We start from the raw sequence: 21,277 nt of genomic DNA on the forward strand, positions 1-21,277 counted from the left end.
CGGAGACGAAGAGGCCATGAACCTCACCGAGAAGATCACCCGGGCCATCGCCGCCCCGGCCACCGACGACGCGTTCGACGTCCACGCCGAGACCGCCGAGGTGCTCGCCGGCCTCGGGCTGCAGCCGCAGGACACCGGCGGCACGATCACCTTCGAGGGCGCCGACCCGGTGGTGCCCAGCACCCTGCGCCTGGGCGCCGCCTCCGGCATCGCCCTGGTCGCCAAGTCCGCTGCGATCGCCGCCCTGTGGCGCGACCGCACCGGCCGTGGCCAGTCCATCCACATGGACCTGCGCAAGGGCCCGCACCGGCTCTGCCCCTTCTACGAGCAGAAGTGGGAGCTGCTCAACGGCTACCCCGGCGGCACGCCGTCCATCGTCAACATGGCGCTGGCGAACAACTTCTACCGTTCCGCCGACGGCCGCTGGATGATGCCGTTCAACATCTACCCCAACATCAAGGTCGCCGCCCAACGGCTGCTCGGCGTCGGGGAGGTCCCCGAGCACGTCGAGGCGGCCATAGCGAAGTGGGACGCCCGTGAGCTGGAGGCGGCCGGCGCCGAGGCCGGCTGCGTGATGCCGATGATCCGCACCCCGAGCGAGATTCTGACGGAACGTCAGTACACCGACGTGCTGGCCGAATTGCCACTGGTGGAGATCACCCGGATCGGCGACAGCGCGCCCGAGCCGCTGCCCGCGAACCCCACCGCCCCGCTGGACGGCGTGCGCGCCCTCGGCATGGGTCACATCATCGCCGGGGCCGGCGCCGGACGCGCGATGGCGCTGCACGGCGCGGACGTCCTCAACCTCTGGCGCCCGTACGAGCTGGAGCACGACGTCACCTACTTCACCACCGGCGTCGGCGTCCGCTCGGCGACGGTCAGCCCGTACACCCCCGAGGGCCTGGCGCTGATCCACCGGCTCCAGGCCGGGGCCGACGTCTTCTACGCCAACCGCCGCCCCGGCTTCCTGGACCGGATCGGCCTGTCCGAGGAGGAGGCGATCGCCCGCCGCCCCGGACTGATCCACGCCACGGTGTCGCTGAACGGCCGGACCGGCCCCTGGAAGGACTACCTCGGCTTCGACCAGACCGCGGGTGCGCTCACCGGACTGCTGCACCTGGAGGGCGACGGCGACCGGCCCGCCCTGCCGCCGATCACCGTCGTCAACGACTACCTGGTCTCCTGGTTCCTGACCGCCGGCATCACCGAGGCCCTGCGCCGCCGGGCCGTCCACGGCGGCAGCTACCGGGTGCACGTCTCGCTCTCCCGGGTCGCCCTGTGGATCCTCTCGATGGGCGTCTTCGACCAGGAGTACGCGCGGCGGACCGCCGGCACCGGCGAGCTGCACGCCTACCCGGACCCGGAGGTCTTCACCGCCGAGACCCCGCTCGGCCGCTACCAGGGCATCACCGACCAGGTGCGGATGTCCGACACCCCCGGCGCGTACCGCCAGATCCTGGTGCCGCGCGGCTCCCAGCGCCCGGAGTGGCTGGCGACCGGCTGAGCCCGGCCCGCCGGACGGGCGGCTCCTTGTTGCCCATAGGATGCAGTTGCAGAACTAGAGCAATAAGGAGCTGTGGCCGATGGTGGCATCGCCGGTGGTGCTGGGGATCGAATCCTCCTGCGACGAGACCGGGGCGGGCCTGGTGCGGGACGGCGTGCTGCTGGGGCACGCCGTCGCCTCGTCCATGGACGAGCACGCGCGGTTCGGCGGGGTGGTGCCCGAGATCGCCGCCCGCGCCCACGTCCACGCGGTGGCGCCGGTGGTGCAGGAGGCGCTGGAGCGGGCCGGGCTCGGCCTCGGCGACATCGGGGCCGTCGCCGTCACCGCGGGCCCCGGGCTGTCCGGGGCGCTGCAGGTCGGGGTGGCCGCCGCCAAGGGGTACGCCTACTCGCTCGGGGTCCCGCTGTACGGCGTCCACCACCTCGCCGGGCACGTCGCCGCCGCCACCCTGGACGGCGGGCCGCTGCCCGACCCCTGCATCGTGCTGATCGTCTCCGGCGGGCACACCTCGCTGCTGCTGGTCCGCGACCTCGCCCGCGACCCGATCGTCCACCTCGGCGACACCCTGGACGACGCGGCCGGCGAGTGCTTCGACAAGGTCGCCCGGATCCTGCGCCTGCCCTACCCGGGCGGGCCCGCGATCGACCGCGCCGCCCGCGACGGGAACCCGGCCGCGGTGCGGCTGCCGCGCCCGCTGAGCGGGCCGAACGACCCGCCGTACGCCTTCTCCTTCTCCGGGCTGAAGACCGCCGCCGCCCGCTGGGTGGAGGCGCAGCGCGCGGCCGGCGGCGAGCCGCACGTGCCCGACGCGGCGGCCGCGCTCCAGGAGGCGATCGCCGACACCCTCACCCGCAAGGCCGTCCGGGCCTGCACCGACCACGGCATCGGCACCCTGGTGGTGGTCGGCGGCGTCGCCGCCAACTCCCGGATCCGGGCGCTCACCGAGCAGCGCTGCGCGGCCGCCGGGATCACCCTGCGGGTCCCGGCGCTGCGGCTGTGCACCGACAACGGCGCGATGATCGCCGCCATCGGCGATCTGCTGGTCCGTTCCGGTGCCGAGCCCGCGCCGATGAACCTCTCCATCGACCCCTCCGCCCCGCTGGAGTACGCCGCCCTCACCCCGCTCGCGGCCGCCCGCGCCGCCTGACGGCCGGGAGTCCGGCAGGGGTCAGGCCCGTCCCCTGGTGGACTCCCGGACGTTCAGCGTCCAGTCGTGGTGCCGGACGACGCCGGGCTCGGCCGCTCCGGTCAGCAGGTCGCTCAGTACGGCCGCGCAGGCGCGCCCGTACTCGGCCGGCCGCAGGTCGACGGCCGTGACCGGCGGGATCGCGCCGCGCGCCGCGGCACCGTCGACGCAGCCGGCCACCAGCAGGTCCGTCCCCACCCGCAGGCCGGCCCGCGCCGCGGCCGCGAGCACCCCGGGCACCGCCCCGTCGGGGGCGCAGACCACCGCGTCCAGTCCGGGGACGTCGGCGATCAGCTCGGCGGTGGCGGCCTCGGTCTCGGTCGGCGTGGCCGCGAACGGGACCGTCCGCACCACCACCTCGACGCCCTTGCGCCGGCTCCAGGCGCCGGCGGCGGCCCGCAGTGCCGCCGCCCAGTCGGAGCCGGGGTCGGGGGCCAGCAGGGCGGGGCGCCGGGCGCCGCGTTCGGCGAGGTGGTCCAGCAGGGCGGCCAGCGAGGCGGCGTTGTCGCACACCACCGCGCCGCTGGGCGCGACGTCGCCGCCGAGGTAGCGCTCGCCGGTGACCACCGGCACGCCCGCGTCCAGCAGTTCGGGGACGGAGGGGTCGTCGACCTCGGGGTCGATCACCAGCAGGCCGTCCACCCGTGAGGCCAGTCCGCCGCCGGAGGCCGTGCCGGGGGCCAGCAGGACGAGGTCCAGCCCGTCCTCGCGGGCCCGCTCGACCGCGCCGAAGGCCAGGTTCATGTAGTAGTCCAGGCGGGTGGCGGTGCGCGGCAGGTGCAGGCCGATCGCCCCGGTGCTGGCGCGGCGCAGGCTGCGGGCGGCGCTGTTCGGCCGGTAGCCGAGCTCCCGGGCCACGCTCTGGATGTGCTCCCGGGTCGCTTCGGACACCCGGCCGGAGCCGCCGAGCGCGTTGGAGGCGGTGCTCTTGGACACCCCGGCCGCCCGGGCCACGTCGATCAGGGTCACGGAGCGGCTGGTCATGAGCCGGAAGTCTAGACGCAGCCCCGCCCCCGTTCGCCACTCCCTTGCTGGAACGATCCAGCAATGCTAGAACTGCGCATGCTGGATCGTTCCAGCAACGACTGCGGACCGGTCCGCACACCCCCACCCGAGCACCACGCTCCGACCCGAACGATCCAGGAGGCATCCGCATGACGCGGGCATTCGACGTCGTGGAGACCAGCATCGCCGACCTGCGCGCCGCGCTGGAGAAGGGCGAGACCACCTCGGTCGCCCTGCTCGACGCCTACCTGGCGCGGATCGAGGCCTACGACCGGCCCGGCACCGCCACCGCGCTCAACGCGATGGTCGTGCTGAACCCGGAGGCCCGCGCCGAGGCCGAGGCCTCCGACGCCCGCCGCGCGCGCGGCGAGACGCTCGGCCCGCTGGACGGCATCCCGTACACCGCGAAGGACAGCTACCTCGCGAAGGGCCTGACCGCCGCGGCCGGCTCCCCCGCGTTCGAGCACCTCGTCGCCCAGTGCGACGCCTTCGCCATCGAGCGCCTGCGGGCCGGCGGGGCCGTCCTGATCGGGCTGACCAACATGCCGCCGATGGCCAACGGCGGCATGCAGCGCGGCGTGTACGGCCGCGCCGAGAGCCCGTACAGCGCCGACTGGCTGACCAGCGCCTACGGCTCCGGCTCCTCCAACGGCTCGGGCACCGCCACGGCGGCCTCCTTCGGCGCCTTCGGCCTCGGCGAGGAGACCTGGTCCTCCGGCCGGGCGCCCGCCTCCAACAACGCGCTGTGCGCCTACACGCCCAGCCGCGGCGTGATCTCGGTGCGCGGCAACTGGCCGCTCGTCCCGACCATGGACGTGGTCGTCCCGCACACCCGGACCATGGCCGACCTGTTCGAGCTGCTCGACGTCGTCGTGGCCGACGACCCGCAGACCCGCGGCGACCTGTGGCGCGCCCAGCCCTGGGTGCCGATCCCCCCGGCGTCCCGGGTGCGTCCGGACTCCTACCCGGCGCTCGCCCCCGCCGACCCGGCGGCGGCCCGCGCCGCGCTGGCCGGCCGGCGCGTCGGCGTCCCCCGGATGTACATCAACGCCGACCCGGAGGCCGGCACCAACCCCGAGGGCGGCATCGGCGGCCAGACCGGTCAGCGGGTCGACACCCGCGCCTCGGTGATCGCCCTGTGGGAGGCGACCCGCCGCGACCTGGAGGCGGCCGGCGCCGAGGTGGTCGAGGTCGACTTCCCCGTGGTGACCAACTACGAGGCCGACCGCCCCGGCGCGCCCTCGCTGCTCACCCGTGGCCTGGTCGGCCGGGACTACCTCACCGTCGAGATCGAGGACCTCTCCGCCTGGTCCTGGGACGACTTCCTGCGCGCCAACGGCGACCCGGCCCTCGACACCCTGGCCGGGGTCGACGGCGCGCGCATCTTCCCCAAGCACGAGGGTGAACTGCCGGACCGCTACGCCGGGTTCGAGGACTCGGTCGGCGACTACCCGCGCTTCGTGCGGGAGCGCCCGTACGCCTCCTTCACCGACATCCCGCACCTGGCGGAGGGGCTGCGCGGTCTGGAGGAGACCCGCCGGGTCGACCTGGAGCAGTGGATGGACGACCTGCGCCTGGACGCCGTGGTGTTCCCCAGCGTCGCCGACGTGGGCCCCGCGGACATGGACGTCTCCGAGGCGTCCGCCGACCTCGGCTGGCGCAACGGCGTCTGGGTCGCCAACGGCAACCTGGTGCCCCGCCACCTCGGCATCCCGACGGTCACCGTGCCGATGGGCACCATGGCGGACATCGGCATGCCGGTCGGCCTGACCTTCGCGGGCCGCGCCTACGAGGACAACGCCCTGCTCACCCTCGCCGCGGCCTTCGAGGCCACCGGCGAGCGCCGGACCGTGCCGCCGCGTACGCCGCGGCTGCCGGCCGAGTGACGGACGGCGGTGGCGTGGCACTGCCGTCGGGCCGTGCCACGCCACCGCCACGAGGAGCGCCGACGGCTCAGGCGGGCGGGTTGCGCAGTTCGATGTCGTCCGCGTCGACCCAGTAGCGCTGGCCTCCGCTCGTGTCGGTGGTCTCGTAGAAGGTCTTGCGGGTCGAACCACCGCGCTGCCAGAGGGTCTGCTTCGGCAAGGCCCGCCGGGAGTACCTGTCCTGGGTACCCTGGCGGGTCAGCTTCACGCCGTGGCCCTCGGTGAAGTAGCCGTCGAGCTCGGTGTGGACGAAACCGTTGATCTCGTTCCAGGTCACCACCCACACCTTCATGGACAGGTCGGGCCAGCCGTAGGCGCGGACGTCCGCCTGCCAGCGCCGGGCGCCCGGCTTGACGATCTCGGCGTCGAAGTCGGCGTTGGCGACCAGGTCGCGCAGCGCGGCCGCGTCCACCCAGCCGCCGCGGGCGCGCGCGGTCGCCCGGTAGAAGGTCCTGAGCACGGCGCCGGGCGCGTCGGGCTTGGCCGGGATCCAGTCCCGGCCGCGCTCGGTGAACCAGCCGCGGATCGGCTTGTTCTGGTCCACCGTCGTCAGCCCGATGTCCTTCGGGAAGACGTGCTCCTCCAGCACCTCGCCGCTGGTGGTCGTGGTCGCCTCCATCCGCCAGCCCTCGCTTCCGGAGACCTGCCGGTAGACCGGGGTGTCGTACGCGGCCCGGGCCTGGAAGGCCTCGTCCGGGGTCTCCCAGCCGATCGCCGGGGGCACCCACGCCCGGCCGTCCGGCTTCGGGTCGTTCACCGGGGGCGCCCAGGCGGTGGCGGCCTCCTCCATCGGGATCGCCGTGAGGATCAAGTCCCTGCCCCGGACGCCCACTTGGGAACCGGATCCGAGGTGCAGCAGCTGGCAGCGCTCCGGGAAGGTCCCGTCCAGCGACTCCCCGAACATCCGCCGCTGCAGGGTCCACAGCTGGAGGCCCCAGCCCTCCTCGTCCTCCCGGCGCGCCGGGGCCAGCCGCAGCCGGGCGCCGGTCGCGTCGCTCTCGGCGGTCAGGCACAGCCCGCTCGCCGCGTGCCGGATCCGCGACTGCCGCGCGGAATAACGGTCCGCGTACCAGCGCTGCTGCTCGTCCGTCCCCCGGTCCGGGGAGAGCGTCACCGGCAGCCCGTCCGCCGTGCCCCCGGCCAGCAGCTCGCGCCGGGCCTCGTACTCCATCAAGCGCAACTCGAAACGGCCCGACGGCCATTGATCGTCCATGCCCCGAACATTCCACATGGACGGCAGGACACGAAAGGCGGCCCGGAGCGGGGTGCTCCGGGCCGCCGACGCTCGAAGTCGCGGATCAGTACTGGGTGGTGAGGGTGACGCCGCTGAAGTCGGTCTGGGCGTAGAGGCTGATGTAGCGGTAGCCGGCCGTGGTGTTGGTGACGGTCAGGCTCTGGTCGGTGGTGCCGTTGGTGGTCGAGCCGGTGGTGTAGGCGCTCGGGGTGGCCCAGGTGTCCGGGTTGTAGAGCAGGTACGCGGTGCCCGTTCCGCCGGAGCTGCTGACCTTGAGGGTGGTGGTGCCGGCCGGCAGGTAGACGTAGTAGTAGTCCAGGTTGCCGGCGGTCGCGGACTGGTTGGTGCGGGAGCAGTTCTTGTCCATCACCCGGGTGTCGGCGGCGGTGCAGCCGGCCACGCTGCCGACCGTCACGGACTGGGTGACGGTGTTGGTCTTGCCGTTGCCGTCGGTCACCGTGAGGCTCACGGTGTAGCTGCCGGCCGCGGCGTAGCTGTGCGCGGGGCTCTGGCCGGTGGAGGTGGCGCCGTCACCGAAGTTCCAGGCCCAGGAGGCGATGGAGCCGCCGGACTCGGTGGACTGGTCGGTGAACTGCACGTTCAGGCCGGACGGGGCGGCGGTGAAGGCGGCGGTCGGGGAGCCGCCCACCACGCAGGCACCGGCGGCGCAGGCGTCGAGCCAGGTGTTGAACTCGGCGTCGTACGCGGTGCCGATCGAGTTGTAGGTCGCGTAGCCGCCGGTGTAGTCACCGGTGCGGAAGTGGCCCAGCATGTTCTGGATGACGTCCGGGTGCTTCTCGACCATGAAGCGGACCGCCAGGTAGCCCCACGGGTAGGTGCGGGTGGTGTCGCTGTTGTCGTAGGTGTTCTGGAACAGCGTGCTGAGCGCGTAGGTGTGCTTGGGCGCCTCGGCGACCGCGCCGGTGTCGGTGACGTTGCGGTAGGTGTACGAGACGTACTCGGCGACGCCCTCGATCCACCAGACGTCCGGGACGGAGATCTGCTGGGTGAAGTCGCCCTTCATGTCGTAGCGGCCGTCGAGGGCGTGGGTGTACTCGTGGTTGAGGTTCCAGATGCCCGCGGTGAAGCCGTCGTTGCCGTTCTGGTAGGTCAGCGAGATCGGCTGGTTGGTGGGCGAGCTCGGGTCGCCGATCAGCGTGATGCCGCCGTTGTTGGTGCTGACGCCGTAGATGCCGCCCGCGTAGGTCTGGTAGTCCTGCGGGGAGGCGAACACCACCATCTGCAGCGAGTTCTCGTACTGGCCGGCGATCGGGCCGTTGTCCTTGACCAGGTTGTGGACGAACGGGTCCTGGTTCTGCAGGCTGGCGCAGACGGCGGCCAGGTCGGCGGCGGTCAGGCTCTGGGCCAGGATGCTGTGGGTGGCGTCGCAGGTGTGGCTGACCGGCAGGGCCGCGGCCTTGAGCTGGTCCGGCAGGTTGCAGACGCCGTAGTCCGCGCAGTTCGCCTTGTCGTAGAAGGCGGCCATGCCGGCCACCCCGACCCAGAGCGACGCGGTCGGGCCGGTGATCGACGAGGCGTCCATCAGGCCCTTGATCAGCGGCCGGACGGTGTTCACCAGCGCCGGGTGCTCGATGAAACGGGCCGCCTCCAGGCCGGCATTGGAGGCCAGGAAGCCGTTGGTGCCGCCGAGCATGCCCTTGTGGTTCAGGGCGAAGCCGTCGAGCGTGTTGATCAGGCTCGGGTCGGCGGTGACGGCCGCGACGTAGTCGGCGTTCTGGTGGCCGCGGAAGATCGGGGTGTACACGCTGTTCGCGAAGTTCACCATGTACCAGGACGCGTCCCAGGAGCTGTTGTACGCGTTCAGCACCTGCTGGTAGGTCTTCAGGTAGTGGGCCTGGAGGTTGGCGCTGTCGCTGAGGATCATCGCCTGGCCCTGGATCTGGCCGTTGCCGTCGTTGACGTCCAGGAAGTGCGGGCTGGCGAAGAGGGCGTCCAGGGCGTCCTGCACGGCGGCGGTCAGCGTCGCGTCGTAGGTGCCGACGTCGCTCTGGTGGTAGTACTGCACGTAGAAGCCGGCCTGGAGGAAGTAGCCCAGCTGGTAGATCCCGGTCGAGTTGTCGCCGGTGTACGAGGCCGCGGCGCTCTTGAGGCCGTTGGCCACCGCAAGCATCTGGCTCTGCTGGAACACCCCGTGGGCGTCGCCGCCGGTGATCCGGAACAGTGAGCTGATGCAGTCGACGGTCGAGCCCTGGATGTAGCTCACCAGGTCGGCGCCGGTGCGGCTGGTGAAGTCGGCCGGGGTGCAGGAGGTCTGGGCAGCGGCCGCGTGTGCTCCGCCGGCCGTGTTCGCCGCGAACCGGGAGGGGGCCTTGGCGAGCTTGGGTGCCGGGGCCTGCGGGGCGGCGGACTGCGGTGAGCGCGGCGGGAGTTGGGCGGGGGCGAGCCGGCCGGCCTGGGTCTGCGCGTGGGTGTCGAGACCGAAGGCGGTGCCGGTGGGGGCTATGCCGCCGGGGTGCGCGGGCTGCGCGGCCCGGCTCGTCTGCTGCCCGGTCTGCGCCGTGGGGGCGGCGAAGCTCGGGGCGGCGGCGAAGCCGGTGATGGCGGTACTCGCGGCGGCGAGCACGGCCAGTGCTCGGGGCAGCCGAAGGCGGTGACGCATCGTCACTCCTAGGGTGGGGGGTGGGGGGTGAGCCTCACGTGGTTGCCGTGGGGGCGTCGCCAGGCACGGTGTCATGGACAACCCACCACAATCAATAGGGTGTGACATATCACTTTCGATCGCGGTCGACCCTTCGGGCGCGGAGCGGTCGGCGGCCCCGACCTCCGCCGCACGGCGATCTGGACCGGTCGGAGCGGCTTCGCCCGGGTGTGGCCGGTTTCGCCCGGGTACGCCCGGGTGCGGCCGGCCTGCTCAGGAGGGCGCCCCGGTCGGTGAGTTCGGTGACGAATGAGCCGTCGGGAATCAGGCCGATCGACCACGGTGGGTCCCGGGGGCGGAATGAGCCCCTCCATGGTGGGTTGTGGCCAATCCCCGCTTCACGGTCTGTTCTTCACGGCCACTATGGCCATTCTTGACCTGACATATACACGACGAAGGGGGAAACGGAAATGACGCGTCCCATCGGGTCCGCCGGCCGCATCGGCAGGTCGGCCGTGGCGTTGACCGCCGCCGCGGCCGCCTGGGCGGTCACCGCCACCGGCCTCGCCGCCGCACCGGCCGCCGCCGCACCCGCCGCCGCGACGACGCTCAAGCCCGGCGACAGCTGTACGGTGGCCGACCTCGGCACCCGCCACCCGTACATCAAGACCACCGAGGTGACCCCGACGATCACCCACTTCAAGGGCTGGTTCGTCACCGAGGGCACCACCGGCACCCAGACCGTCAGCACCAGCACCCAGACCACCATCGCGGTCTCCGTCGGCGTGAACGGCGGCGCCGAGGGCAAGTTCGGCATCGACGCCCTCACCGCCGTCGGCGTGACCCTGGGCCTGAACGTCAAGGTCGACTTCACCTCCACCAGCACCGAGTCCAGCGCGCTCACCTGGAACTTCGCCCAGCCCGGCTACTACGGCGCCTACAAGGGCACCAAGAAGGTCACCGGCACGTACGGGAGCCTCAACTGCAACCGCGTCCAACAGGGCGACGGCAGCTGGGCGTTGAAGTGGATCCAGGGGCCCGGCAACGGCAACTTCACCACCTACACCACCCTTGAGGAAGGCGTGGTGCGCTGCCAGGACAAGGTGCCCGCGAGCAGCATCATGGCCAAGGCGCAGCTCCTCCTCGACTGCGGCGCGCCCACCGCGAAGGCCGTGCACCCGGCCGGTGCGGTGGCGCCGACGGCGCAGCAGGAGAAGGACCGCGCCGCGCAGGGCCAGGCCGTCGCCGGCGACACCTCCGCCGTCCGGCCCGCCGCCACCGGGCGCAACGCGCTGGCCGCGCTCGACTGCGGGTCCGCCGCCTACAAGCTCGCCGTCCCCGGCACCCCGCTGTCCTGGGGCGCCCCGCTGCTCGCGTCCGACGGCGTCCGGCTGCGGCCCTCCTCGATCTTCAGCGCCCACCTGGACAACTGGCGCCTGTGCAACGTGACCGAGAACAACGGCGTCATCGAGGCGTCCCTGTGGAACTGGGGCAACGGCGGGTGCGCGGCCATCCCCGGGCAGTACGCGAGCACCGAGCAGGCGGTCCTGATGACGGTCCCCTGCGCGGAGGACGACCTCCAGCGGTTCTACATCTACCGTGACGTTCCCGGCAGCTCGAAGATCGGTGTGCAGAACAAGTACACCGGCTACATGATCGGCCACGACCGGTACGCGGACGGAGAATTCCTCCGCCAGTACTCCGGCGGCCGACAGGACGGCACGGCCACGTACGGGCTGGTCCAGGTCTGACCCGTCCGCCCCCCGTGAGCGGCCCCGCACGCGAACCCTCTCCCGGTTCCGTGCGGGGCCCTTCGCGTTCCCGCTCCGGGGCACGGTGCGCAGCGGCGATGATGGGGGGATGACCGCCGACCCTCGCGCCCAGTCCTTCGATTCAGCCGCAGCCCAGTACGCGACGAGTCGACCCTCCTATCCGGCGGAACTCTTCGACACCGTCGAGGAGTTCGCCGGCCGTCCGCTGGCGGGTGCCCGGGTCGCCGACGTCGGCGCGGGCACCGGGATCGCCAGCGCGCTGCTGCGGGAGCGGGGTGCCGAGGTGATCGCCGTGGAGCCGGGCGCGGCCATGGCCGGCGAGTTCCGTCGGGCACTCCCGGGGGTGCCGGTCGTGCGGGGCGACGGCAACGCCCTGCCGCTGGCCCCGGCCTCCTGCGACCTGATCACCTACGCGCAGTCCTGGCAATGGACCGATCCGCGCCGGTCCGTCCCGGAGGCCCTGCGGGTGCTGCGGGCGGACGGGGCGCTGGCGATCTGGTGGAACACCACGGCCTTCGACGTGCCGTGGATCGCCGAGCAGCACGAGCGCATCGCGCGCCACTGCGGGGTGGAGCCGAAGTCCGCGGTGCGGCCCACGGACGACGAAGCGGTGCGGCTGTCGGGGCTGACGGGGTTGCGGGTCGCCCGGCGGCAGCTGCGCTGGAGCCGCACCGTCCCGCTGGACACCCACCTGGCCAACCTCGGCAGCCGGTCGGCCTTCCTGGTCCTCGCGGAGGCCGACCGCCGGGCGTTCTTCGTCGAGGAGCGGGCGCGGCTGGGCGGGCTCTTTCCGCGGGGGGAGGTGGAGGAGGTCTACGTCGTCGATCTCCTGGTGGCGCTGCGCCCCTGACGTCCGCCTCGCCTCCCGGCTCCGGGTGCCGGCGGACCGAACCGGAGCGGGGCAGCGCGTGGCCGGCGGTCGTCACCACCAAGATCAGCGCCCACCCACAGGAAGCCGTGCCGGTCAAGACCGACTCAGGCCACTCGCTGGCCGCCCGTGACCGGCGGCGCACCGACAGTTGCCGCCCTTCGACGGCCTCCATCCCCGGCCCCGTTCCGTCTCGTACACGAACGAAGCCCCTGACGGCCGGGCTCGGCTTGGGCTGGCGCAGCTGTCTTGATCTTGGCGTGTTCCGGCGCGGCCGCTGGGAAGGAAGCACCCCGTCGAACCGGGCGCGCATCGCGCCCGGTCACCCCATGGAGGACAGCGTGACCAACGAGTCGGGCCCGGGGCCCTGGGCGCCCGCCGTGCACCGCGCAGGGTCGGTGCGGCCATGACCGTCACCCCCGCCGGCTACCTGGCCGGCCCCTGGACGGACGCGGCGCACCCGCACACCCTGCCCGCCGTGCTGGCGCGCCGGGCCGCCGAGCTCGGCGATGCGGTGGCGGTGACCGACGCTCGTCAGGAGCGCAGTTGGGCGACCTGGCGGGCGGAGGCCTTGGCCCTGGCCGCCGGGCTCCAGGACCTCGGCGTCGGCCCGGGCGAGGTGGTGGCGGTACGGCTGCCCAACTGCTGGGAGTTCCTGGTCGCCCACGCCGCCCTCGCCGAGATCGGCGCCGTCCTGCTGCCGCTGCACGCCGCCCTCGGCCCCGGGGAGGTCGGCGCGCTGCTCGAACGGACCGACGCGGGGCTGCTGTTGGCCCCGCCCGAGCACAGGCCGGGCGCCGCGCGGCGCGTGCTCACCGTCGGACCGGACCCCGCGCCGGGGACGTTCGCCGAGCTGATGAAACGTTTCGCCGGACGGGTGCCCGAGCCGGTCGAGGTCACGCCGGAGCACCCGCTCGTCCTGATGCCCTCCTCCGGCACCACCTCGCGGCGGCCCAAGATCTGCGTGCACAGCCACGGCGGGCTGCTCGCCAACGCCGCGGCGGTGGCCGGGGAGAGCCGGGCGATGGCGGACGACGTACTGGTCAGCGCCGCCCCGTTCACCCACCTGTTCGGACTGCTCGCCGTCCACCTGGGCCTGCTCACCGGCGGCCGCCAGGCACTGCTGGAGCACTGGGACCCCGACGCCTGCACGCGGCTCGCCCGGGCGAGCCGCGCCACCGTGCTGTTCGCCGTCCCCGCGCACCTGCGCGACCTGGTCCGGCGGGCCGAACCCGGCACGCTCGCCCTGCGGGAGGTCCGCACCGGCGGCACCGCCGTCCCGGGCGAACTCGTCGCCCGGGTGCGCGAGGTGCTCGGCGCCCGGACCGTCATCCAGTGGGGCATGTCCGAACTCGGGGCCGGGACCTTCACCCGGCCCGGGGATCCGGCCGAGGCGGTGGCCGCGACCATCGGCCGCCCGGTGCCCGGCGCGCAGGCCCGGGTCGTCGCGGCGGACGGCACGCCGTGCGCCGACGGCACCACGGGCGAGCTGCAGTTCCGCGGGCCGCACCTGTTCCGCGGCTACCTGGACGACCCGGCCGCGACCGGGGCGGCCCTCACCCCGGACGGCTGGCTGCGCACCGGGGACCGCGCCCTGCGCCGGCCGGACGGCAACCTCGTCTACCGGGGCCGGGACGCCGAACTCATCAACGTCGGGGGCCTGAAGTTCACCGCCTCCGAGGTCGAGACGGAACTCTCCGCCCTGCCGCAGCCGTCGGCCCTGGCCGTCGCCGCGCGCACCGACGCCCGGCTCGGCGAGTACCCCGTGCTGCTGGTCGCCCTGCGGGACGGGACGGCGCTCGGCCTGGACCAGGTGCACGCCCTGCTGGCCGAACGCGGCGTGGCCCGCTACAAGTGGCCGCTGGACCTGGTCGTGATCGACCGGATCCCGTCGACCCCCAGCGGGAAGGTCGCCCGGGCGCGGCTGACCGACCTGCTGGCGGGCCCGGCCACGGCTCCGGCCACGGCTCCGGCGGCGGGCCCGCCGGCCGAACCGTCGGACCCGGGCGTCACCCGGACCTTCGACGAGGTGCTCGCGCTGATCGAGACCGAGCTGGCCGCCCTCGGCCGCCCGCCGGCCGAGCAGCCGACGGACGGCCGGACCGGATTCCGTGCCCTGGGGCTGGACTCCGCCGGGGCCGTGCGCCTGACCGTGCGCCTCGCCGAGCTGCTCGGCCGGCCGGTGGCGGGCACGGCCGCGTTCGACCATCCGTCACCCCGGGAACTGGCCCGCGCCCTCACCGGCCCGTCCGCCCCCAGGCCGGTGACCACCCCGAGGCGCGTGCCCGGCCCGTCCCAGCGGATCGACGACGACCCCGTGGTGATCACCGGCATCGGCTGCCGCTTCCCCGGCGGGGTCGACTCCCCCGAGGCCCTGTGGCAGCTGCTCGACACGGGCCGCGACACCCTCACCGACCTTCCGCAGGACCGGGGTTGGGACCTCGACAGCCTGTACCACCCCGAGCCGGGGCGCCCCGGGCGCAGCTACGTGCGGGCCGGCAGCTTCCTCGCCGAGGCCGCCGCCTTCGACGCGGCCTTCTTCGGCATCCCCCCGCGCGAGGCCCTGCGGATGGACCCCCAGCAGCGCCTGCTGCTGGAGACCGGCTGGGAGGCCCTGGAGCGCGCGGGCATCGACCCGACCTCGCTGCACGGCGCGGCCGCGGGCGTCTACCTCGGGGTGATGGCCGGTGACTACGCGCCGCGCGTGGGCGAGGCCCCGGAGCTGTACGACGGGCAGCTGCTGACCGGGACCGCGTCGAGCGTGGCCTCCGGCCGGCTGGCCTACCAGCTCGGCCTGACGGGGCCCGCGCTCAGCATCGACACCGCCTGCTCCTCCTCCCTGGTGGCGATCCACCTGGCCGCGCGCGCCCTGCGGGACGGCGAGGTGGATCTCGCGCTGGCCGGCGGGGCCACCGTGATGAGCACCCCGGCCGCCTTCGTGGACTTCGCCCGGCAGCGGGCGCTGGCCCCCGACGGCCGGTGCAAGCCCTTCGCCCCCGGTGCGGACGGCACGGGCTGGGGCGAGGGCGCCGCGGTGCTCGTCCTGCAACGGCTGTCCGACGCCCGGGCCGGCGGGCACCCGGTGCTCGCCGAGGTGGCCGGCAGCGCCGTCAACCAGGACGGCGCCAGCAACGGCCTGACCGCGCCGAGCGGGCCCGCCCAGCAGCAGGTGATCCGGCAGGCCCTGCGGGACGCGGGCCTGACGCCCGACCAGGTCGACGCGGTCGAGGCGCACGGCACCGGCACCCCGCTGGGCGACCGGATCGAGGCCGGTGCGCTGGACGCCGTCTTCGGTGGCCCCGACCGCCCGGCCGACCGGCCGCTGTGGTTGGGCTCCGTCAAGTCGAACCTCGGGCACACCCAGGCCGCCGCCGGGGTGGCCGGGGTGATCAAGACGGTCCTGGCCCTGCACCACGCCACCCTGCCGGGCACCCTCCACATCGACGGGCCCGAGCTGCCGCCCGGCCTCGCCGACGGCGCGCTCGCCCTGCTGCACCGGGCCCGCCCGTGGCCCTCGGGCGACCGGCCGCGGCACGCCGGGGTCTCGGCGTTCGGCATCAGCGGGACCAACGCGCACGTCGTGCTCGGCGAGCCGCCCGCAGACCCGGCCCCGGCCACGGCTCGGGAGACGGGGACCGCCGTGCCCTGGGTGCTGTCCGCCCAGGACCCGCAGGCGCTGCGCACGGCCGCCGGGCGACTCGCCGCGGCGGTCCGGGCCCAGGACCGGCCGAGCCCGGCGGCCGTGGGTCACGCCCTGCTCCGCACCCGGCCGACGCTGCGGGAGCGGGCCGTGGTGGTCGGCGCCGACCGGGACGCCCTGCTGGCCGGGCTGGACGCGGTCGCGGCGGGCGGCTGGGCGCCGGGTACCGCGATCGGACGGGCCGGGCGGACCGGCGGCGCCGTGTTCGTCTTCCCCGGGCAGGGCAGCCGATGGCGCGGCACCGCCGACGGCCTCGCCGAGGCCTTCCCCGCGTTCGCCCGCTCCCTGGACGCCACCGAGGCCGCGCTCGCCCCGCACATCGACTGGTCCCTGACGGAACTGCTGCGCGGCGGGGCCGGAGCGCCCCCGCCGGACCGGCCCGACGTCGCCCAGCCCGCCTACTTCGCGGTGCTGGTCGCGCTGGCGGCGCTGTGGGAGTCGTTCGGCGTCCGTCCGGACGCGGTGGTCGGCCACAGCCAGGGCGAGATCGCGGCCGCGCACGTGTGCGGGGCGCTGTCCCTGGCGGACGCGGCCCGACTGGTCGCCGTCCGCGCCCGGCAGGTCCGGCAGTTGGCCCCCGGAGCGATGGCCGCGGTGGCGCTGACGGAGGAGCAGCTGACCGGACGGCTGGCGGGCCGACCCGGCATCGGCGTCGCCGCCCGCAACTCGCCCCGCTCGGCCGTCGTCGCCGGGGACACCGGGGCCGTCGAGCGGCTGGTCGCCGACCTCACCGGCGACGGGGTGTCCGCCCGGCTGCTGCCGGCCGGCTACGCCTCGCACTGCGCGGCGGTCGAGGCACTGGCCGACACCCTGCCCGAGGCCCTCGCCGGGATCACCGCCGGACGCGGCGCGACGCCCTTCTACTCGACCGTCGAGGCTCATCGGCTGGACACCGCACGTCTGGACCCCGGGTACTGGTACCGCAACCTGCGCCGACCGGTGCGCTTCGCCGACACCGTCCGCACCCTGCTCGCCGACGGCCACCGGCGCTTCGTCGAGGTCGGGCCGCACCCGCTGCTCGCCGAGGCGGTCGCCGAGACCGCGCAGGAGGCGGGCGTCCCGGCGCTGGCCGTCCCCACCCTGGTGGCGGGCGAACCCGGCCCGCAGCGGTTCCTGCTCTCGGCGGCCGAACTCCACGTGGCCGGCACTCCGGTCGACTGGACCGGGGCGCTGCCCGACGTGCCGGGGGCACGGGTGGAGCTGCCGACCTACCCGTTCCAGCACCGGCGTTACTGGCTCGGTACGGCGCGGACGGCCCCGACCCCGGTCCTCGCCGTGGGGGCCGACGACGAGCCCGCCGACCCGACGGGGCACGGCAACGCTCCGGACCCGTTCGACCTGGTGCTGTCGCACACCGCGGCCGTCCTCGGTCACCCGTCCGACGCCGAACTGCCGGCCGACGCCACCTTCCAGGAACTCGGCTTCGGCTCGATGGCGGCCGTCGAACTGCGCACCCGCCTCGGGCGCGAGCTCGGGCTCGCGCTGCGCGCCACCGCCGTCTTCGACCACCCGACCCCGCGACGCCTCGCCGACCACCTGACGGAGCGCCTGTGCTCCGGACCCATCAGCCTCGGCGGGCAGGCCGACGCCGACGCTGCCGAGACCGAGGCCGAACTCCCGGACAGCGTCGGCACCCTGTACCGCGAAGCCCTGCGCTCCGGCCGTGGCGCGAGCGCCGTCGCACTGGCCAGGGCCACCGCGGCGCTGCGCGCGACCTTCGGCTCCGACCGGGCGGCCGACCGGTCCCCGCGCGCGGTCACCCTGCCCGGCGGCCCCGCCGCCGACCCGGGGCTGCCCGTCCTGCTCTGCGTGCCCTCCGTCCTCCCCACCGGCGGCCCCCACGAGTACCGGGAGCTCGCCCGGCACTTCCGCGGCCCCCGTACCGCCGTCCTGCCCCTGCCCGGCTTCACCCCCGGCGAGCTGCTCCCCGCCGACCTGCCCGCACTCGCCGCGGCCCACGCCGAGAGCCTCCGCCGCCACGACCCGCAGGCGCCGGTCCTGCTCTGCGGGCACTCCTCCGGCGGCCTGCTCGCCCACCTCCTCGCCCACCGGCTGGAGCGACTCGGCCGGCCGGCCCGCGGCCTGGTCCTGCTCGACACCCCGTGGCCCGACGCCGACTTCCACGCCACGACCCTCCCGGCCGTGCTGGCCCTGCTCGCGGACCGCCCCGGCCCGCTGGCCGCCGAGGCCCCCGGCGCCGGCCGGCTCAGCGCCACCGGCGGCTACCTGCACCTGCTGGAACGTTTCACCCCCGAGCCGGTCGCCACCCCGACCCTGCTGGTCCGGGCCGCCCTCCCGCTGCCCGGCGTCGGCCCGCTGGCCCACTGGGAACTGCCGCACACCGCCACCACCGCCCCCGGCGACCACCTCACCCTGCTGACCGAGCACGCGCCCACCCTCGCCCGGGTGATCGAGGGCTGGGCCGCCGACCTCCCCGCCACCCCGTCCCGATCGCAGGAGCCGAAGTCGTGACCGCACCCCTCACCGCACCCGTCGTCACCGCACCCGCCGGGCAGCGGCCGACCGCCGCGCTCCTGCGCGCCCTCGCCCCGGACCGGACGGCCTCGCCCTACCCGGCGCTGCGCCGGCTCACCGAGGAACTCGGCGCGGGCCGCCCCCTGCTCGCCGAGCAGCCCCGGCTGCGGGACCTGCTCGAACTCACCGCCGCCGCCGACCCCCGGCTCTTCCACGTGATGTTCCTGCACCACTGCATGACCGTGGGCCCCGCCCTGGACTACGGCGCGCAGCCCGCCGACGTGGCCGCCCTGGCCTCCGGCACCCGGATCGGGGCCGCCCTGATGACCGAGCTCGGCCGTGGCAACAGCACCGCCGCGATCCGCACCGAGGCCCGGCTCGACCGCGCGAGCGGCGACTTCGTCCTGCACACGCCCGAGCCCGGGGCCGCCAAGTACCCGCCCAACGTGGCCGATCCCGACACGCCCCGGCTCGCGGTGGTCAGTGCCCGGCTGCGGGTCGACGAGGCCGACCACGGGGTCTTCCTCTTCCTCGTCGAGCTGCGCGACACCCACGGCACCGCACCGGGCGTCATCATCCGCCCGCACCCGCCCACCACCCTGCTGCCGCTGGACTACGCCACCGTCCGCTTCGACCGGGTGCGCGTGCCCCGCCACCGCTGGCTCGCCGACGGCGCCGTCCTCACCGCCGACGGCCGCCTCCACGACCCGGCCGGCGGGCCCGACGCCCGCACCCGGCGCAGCCTGGGCATGAGCCGCTTCGCCTGCGGCGCCGTCACCGCGGGCCTGGCCGCCGCCGCCCGGGCCGCCGCCGCCCTCGCCCTCCCGCACGCGACGCGCCGCACCACCGCCCAGCGCGGCGGCGGCGAACGGTCCGCCCTCGACCACCTGGACCAGCAGCGGCTGCTGTTCGGGGCGGCGGCGGACGCGTACGCCGCGACCGTCCTCGCCCGCCGGGTGACCGCGGCCGCCTGGGACGTCCCCGCCGGCGGCGGGCGCGGCAGCGGGCCGGCCCCCGAGGTGATGCGCACCATAGCCCTGTCCAAGGTCGCGGTCAGCCGGCTCGCCGACCGGGCGGTGGCGCGCTGCCGCTCGGCGACCGGGGCGCTCGGCTTCTTCTCTGAGAACCGACTCGTCGACTACCAGGCCCTGACCACCGCCTTCCAGTCGGCGTGCGGCGACAACCGGATGATCCTGCTGGACGCGGCCCGCTCACTGGCCGCCGCCACACCGGCCAGCAAGCACGGCCCCGCATCGGACGAGGACGGCCTCACCCCGCTGTTCCACGCCCACGAAGCCCTGCTGCACGGGGAGTTGACCACCCGGCTGGCCGCAGCCGCCGCCGGAACGGACCCTGCGGCCGGAACGGACCCCGCCGACGCCTGGGACGAGCACTCCCGCCTCGCCCGCGCCCTCGCGACGGCCCACCTCACCCGGACCGCGGCCGACGCACTGGCCGCCCACGCCGCCGACGACCCCCTGGCGGCCGAACTGCTGCGCGCCGCCCGGCTGGACCGGGCGGTCACCGGCTCGGCCCGGTACCTGCTGTCCGGCCTGGCGACACCGGACCGGATCCGGACCTGGTCCGCCGCCCTGGACGACATCCACCGCCGGCTGCGCCACCGGGCCGAGGAGGTGGTGGCCCTGATGGACACCCCGCCGGAGCTCATCGGCGCCCCGATCGCCGGCCCCGACTACATCGGCGTGCTCACCTCCGACTGAGCACCGGCCCGGCACCCCGGACGGGGGATGCACGGGCCGGGCCACGTCGGCAGCGGTGTTCCGTCAGGTCGGGGGCAGGCCGAGGGCGGGCAGGTGGTCGGCGGTGAGCAGGGCGACCAGTTCGCGGCGGTTGCGGACGCCGGTCTTCTCCAGGATGGCCGTGACGTGCTGCTGGACCGTGGCCACGGTGAGGTGGAGCAGGGCGGCGATGTCCTTGGTGCTGGTGCCGCGCACCGCGTGCAGGGCGACCTGCTGTTCGCGCGGGGACAGGCCGTGGGCGAGGATCGCCAGCGGCAGCCGCTGGAGCGGCGAGGCCGGGGAGGCGATGACGGCGACCTCGCCCGCGCCGCCGTCCAGCGGGGCCGCGTGCAGGGTGAGCCACTGGCCGTCGGGGGTGCAGACCCGGACGTCCGAGGCGCCGGCGGTGCGGGCGGCCTGGCGGGCGACGGTGAGGAAGCCGGTGGGCACCCCGCAGGGGCGGGCGGCGGGTTCGGCCATCCGCCGGATCAGCTCGCGGGCCCCGGCGTCGGCCGAGCGCAACCGGCCCTGCGCGTCCAGGATCACCACAGCGGGCGCGTGGACCGGCTCCGCGGAGCGGACCGGCCCGGTCCGGCGCAGGGTGGCCAGGTGGGCGCGGCGCAGCGCGGCGCCGATCGGGGCGGCGACGCGCTCGGCCAGCCGCAGCCCGGCCGGTTCGTAACGGCCCCGGCCGTGGCCGCGCATGAACGCGGCGCTGCCCCAACGGCCGCCGCCCAGGTCGAAGTTGATCCGCAGTTCGTCGCCGTAGCCGCAGGGGTGGAGCAACTCCCGGTAGCGGACGCTGCGTTCGGGGCGGCCGTCGGTCGCGCGGTCGACCGTCTGGACCCGGCGCCCGGCGGCCCGGATCGCGCTGAAGGTGGTGGTGTCCTCGCCCTGCAGCTCCAACTGGACGGCCTGCTCGAACTGGGCGGGGTCGAGGCCGTCGGCGACGGTGGAGGTGGGGAAGCCGGTGACCGGGTCGGTGCCGTGCCAGCAGCCGCCGTCGAAGCCGAGCGGGTCCAGCAGCAGGGCGTGCAGTTCGCGGAACAGTTCGGCCGTCGGCAACTGGGCCGCCGACAACTCCGCGATGGTGCCCAGGACTTCCCGCTCGATGTCACGTCGTTTGGCCACGGACGGAATACTACGGAAGCGGCGCGGTCGGGCCAACGGGACCGGGAGACCGGCGGGGGGGGGGGGGCCCCCCCCCCCCCCCCCCCCCCCCCCCCCCCCCCCCCCCCGGGGGGGGGGGGGGCGGGGGGGGGCCCCCGCC

Annotated in this window: 11 protein-coding genes; 7 read left to right on the forward strand and 4 right to left on the reverse strand. The window is 75.0% G+C overall.

All coding sequences use genetic code 11. The features are described 5' to 3' along the window. The first annotated feature begins 16 nt into the window (after positions 1 to 16). Complete coding sequence (locus ABTZ03_RS00530; protein ID WP_350510619.1) at positions 17 to 1,504, forward strand: CoA transferase; 1,488 nt, start codon at positions 17 to 19, stop codon at positions 1,502 to 1,504. Positions 1,505 to 1,586: 82 nt separating this feature from the next. Beyond that, on the forward strand, positions 1,587 to 2,651 hold the full coding sequence (tsaD, locus tag ABTZ03_RS00535; RefSeq protein ID WP_350510871.1) for a tRNA (adenosine(37)-N6)-threonylcarbamoyltransferase complex transferase subunit TsaD: 1,065 nt from the start codon (positions 1,587 to 1,589) through the stop codon (positions 2,649 to 2,651). 21 nt (positions 2,652 to 2,672) lie between these two features. Here the strand turns inward: tsaD and ABTZ03_RS00540 are convergent, their stop codons facing one another. Next, positions 2,673 to 3,674, reverse strand: a complete 1,002-nt coding sequence (locus ABTZ03_RS00540) for a LacI family DNA-binding transcriptional regulator (RefSeq protein ID WP_350510620.1) — start codon at positions 3,672 to 3,674, stop codon at positions 2,673 to 2,675. A gap of 170 nt (positions 3,675 to 3,844) precedes the next feature. On the opposite strand from ABTZ03_RS00540, the gene ABTZ03_RS00545 reads away from it, so the two are divergent. Then, positions 3,845 to 5,581 (forward strand): amidase, encoded by a 1,737-nt coding sequence (locus ABTZ03_RS00545; protein ID WP_350510621.1) that lies wholly within the window; start codon positions 3,845 to 3,847, stop codon positions 5,579 to 5,581. A gap of 67 nt (positions 5,582 to 5,648) precedes the next feature. Here ABTZ03_RS00545 and ABTZ03_RS00550 read toward each other — a convergent pair whose 3' ends face one another. Both ABTZ03_RS00550 and ABTZ03_RS00555 read right to left on the reverse strand, forming a co-directional pair. Next, on the reverse strand, positions 5,649 to 6,833 hold the full coding sequence (locus ABTZ03_RS00550) for a DNA-directed RNA polymerase subunit beta family protein (protein WP_350510622.1): 1,185 nt from the start codon (positions 6,831 to 6,833) through the stop codon (positions 5,649 to 5,651). An 85-nt stretch (positions 6,834 to 6,918) separates the two neighbouring features. Continuing rightward, positions 6,919 to 9,474, reverse strand: a complete 2,556-nt coding sequence (locus ABTZ03_RS00555; protein WP_350510623.1) for a collagenase — start codon at positions 9,472 to 9,474, stop codon at positions 6,919 to 6,921. Between the two features lie 449 nt (positions 9,475 to 9,923). On the opposite strand from ABTZ03_RS00555, the gene ABTZ03_RS00560 reads away from it, so the two are divergent. The 4 genes from ABTZ03_RS00560 (at position 9,924) to ABTZ03_RS00575 (ending at position 19,989) form a co-directional block, all read left to right on the forward strand. Further along, positions 9,924 to 11,204 (forward strand): hypothetical protein, encoded by a 1,281-nt coding sequence (locus tag ABTZ03_RS00560; RefSeq protein WP_350510624.1) that lies wholly within the window; start codon positions 9,924 to 9,926, stop codon positions 11,202 to 11,204. A gap of 109 nt (positions 11,205 to 11,313) precedes the next feature. Further along, positions 11,314 to 12,075, forward strand: coding sequence for a class I SAM-dependent methyltransferase (locus ABTZ03_RS00565; protein WP_350510625.1), 762 nt, complete (start codon positions 11,314 to 11,316; stop codon positions 12,073 to 12,075). A gap of 424 nt (positions 12,076 to 12,499) precedes the next feature. Then, on the forward strand, positions 12,500 to 18,265 hold the full coding sequence (locus ABTZ03_RS00570; protein WP_350510626.1) for a type I polyketide synthase: 5,766 nt from the start codon (positions 12,500 to 12,502) through the stop codon (positions 18,263 to 18,265). Further along, entirely contained in the window at positions 18,262 to 19,989 is a 1,728-nt protein-coding gene (locus ABTZ03_RS00575) for an acyl-CoA dehydrogenase family protein (protein ID WP_350510627.1), read from the forward strand. Before ABTZ03_RS00570 ends, ABTZ03_RS00575 begins: the two co-directional genes overlap by 4 nt. A 63-nt stretch (positions 19,990 to 20,052) precedes the next feature. Here the strand turns inward: ABTZ03_RS00575 and ABTZ03_RS00580 are convergent, their stop codons facing one another. Then, the gene (locus ABTZ03_RS00580) at positions 20,053 to 21,138 is read right to left on the reverse strand and encodes a helix-turn-helix transcriptional regulator (RefSeq protein WP_350510628.1); all 1,086 of its coding nucleotides are present in this window, start codon (positions 21,136 to 21,138) and stop codon (positions 20,053 to 20,055) included. Positions 21,139 to 21,277: the final 139 nt, after the last annotated feature.

Source organism: Kitasatospora sp. NPDC096077 (genome assembly GCF_040303245.1).
Classification (GTDB): Bacteria; Actinomycetota; Actinomycetes; order Streptomycetales; family Streptomycetaceae; genus Kitasatospora.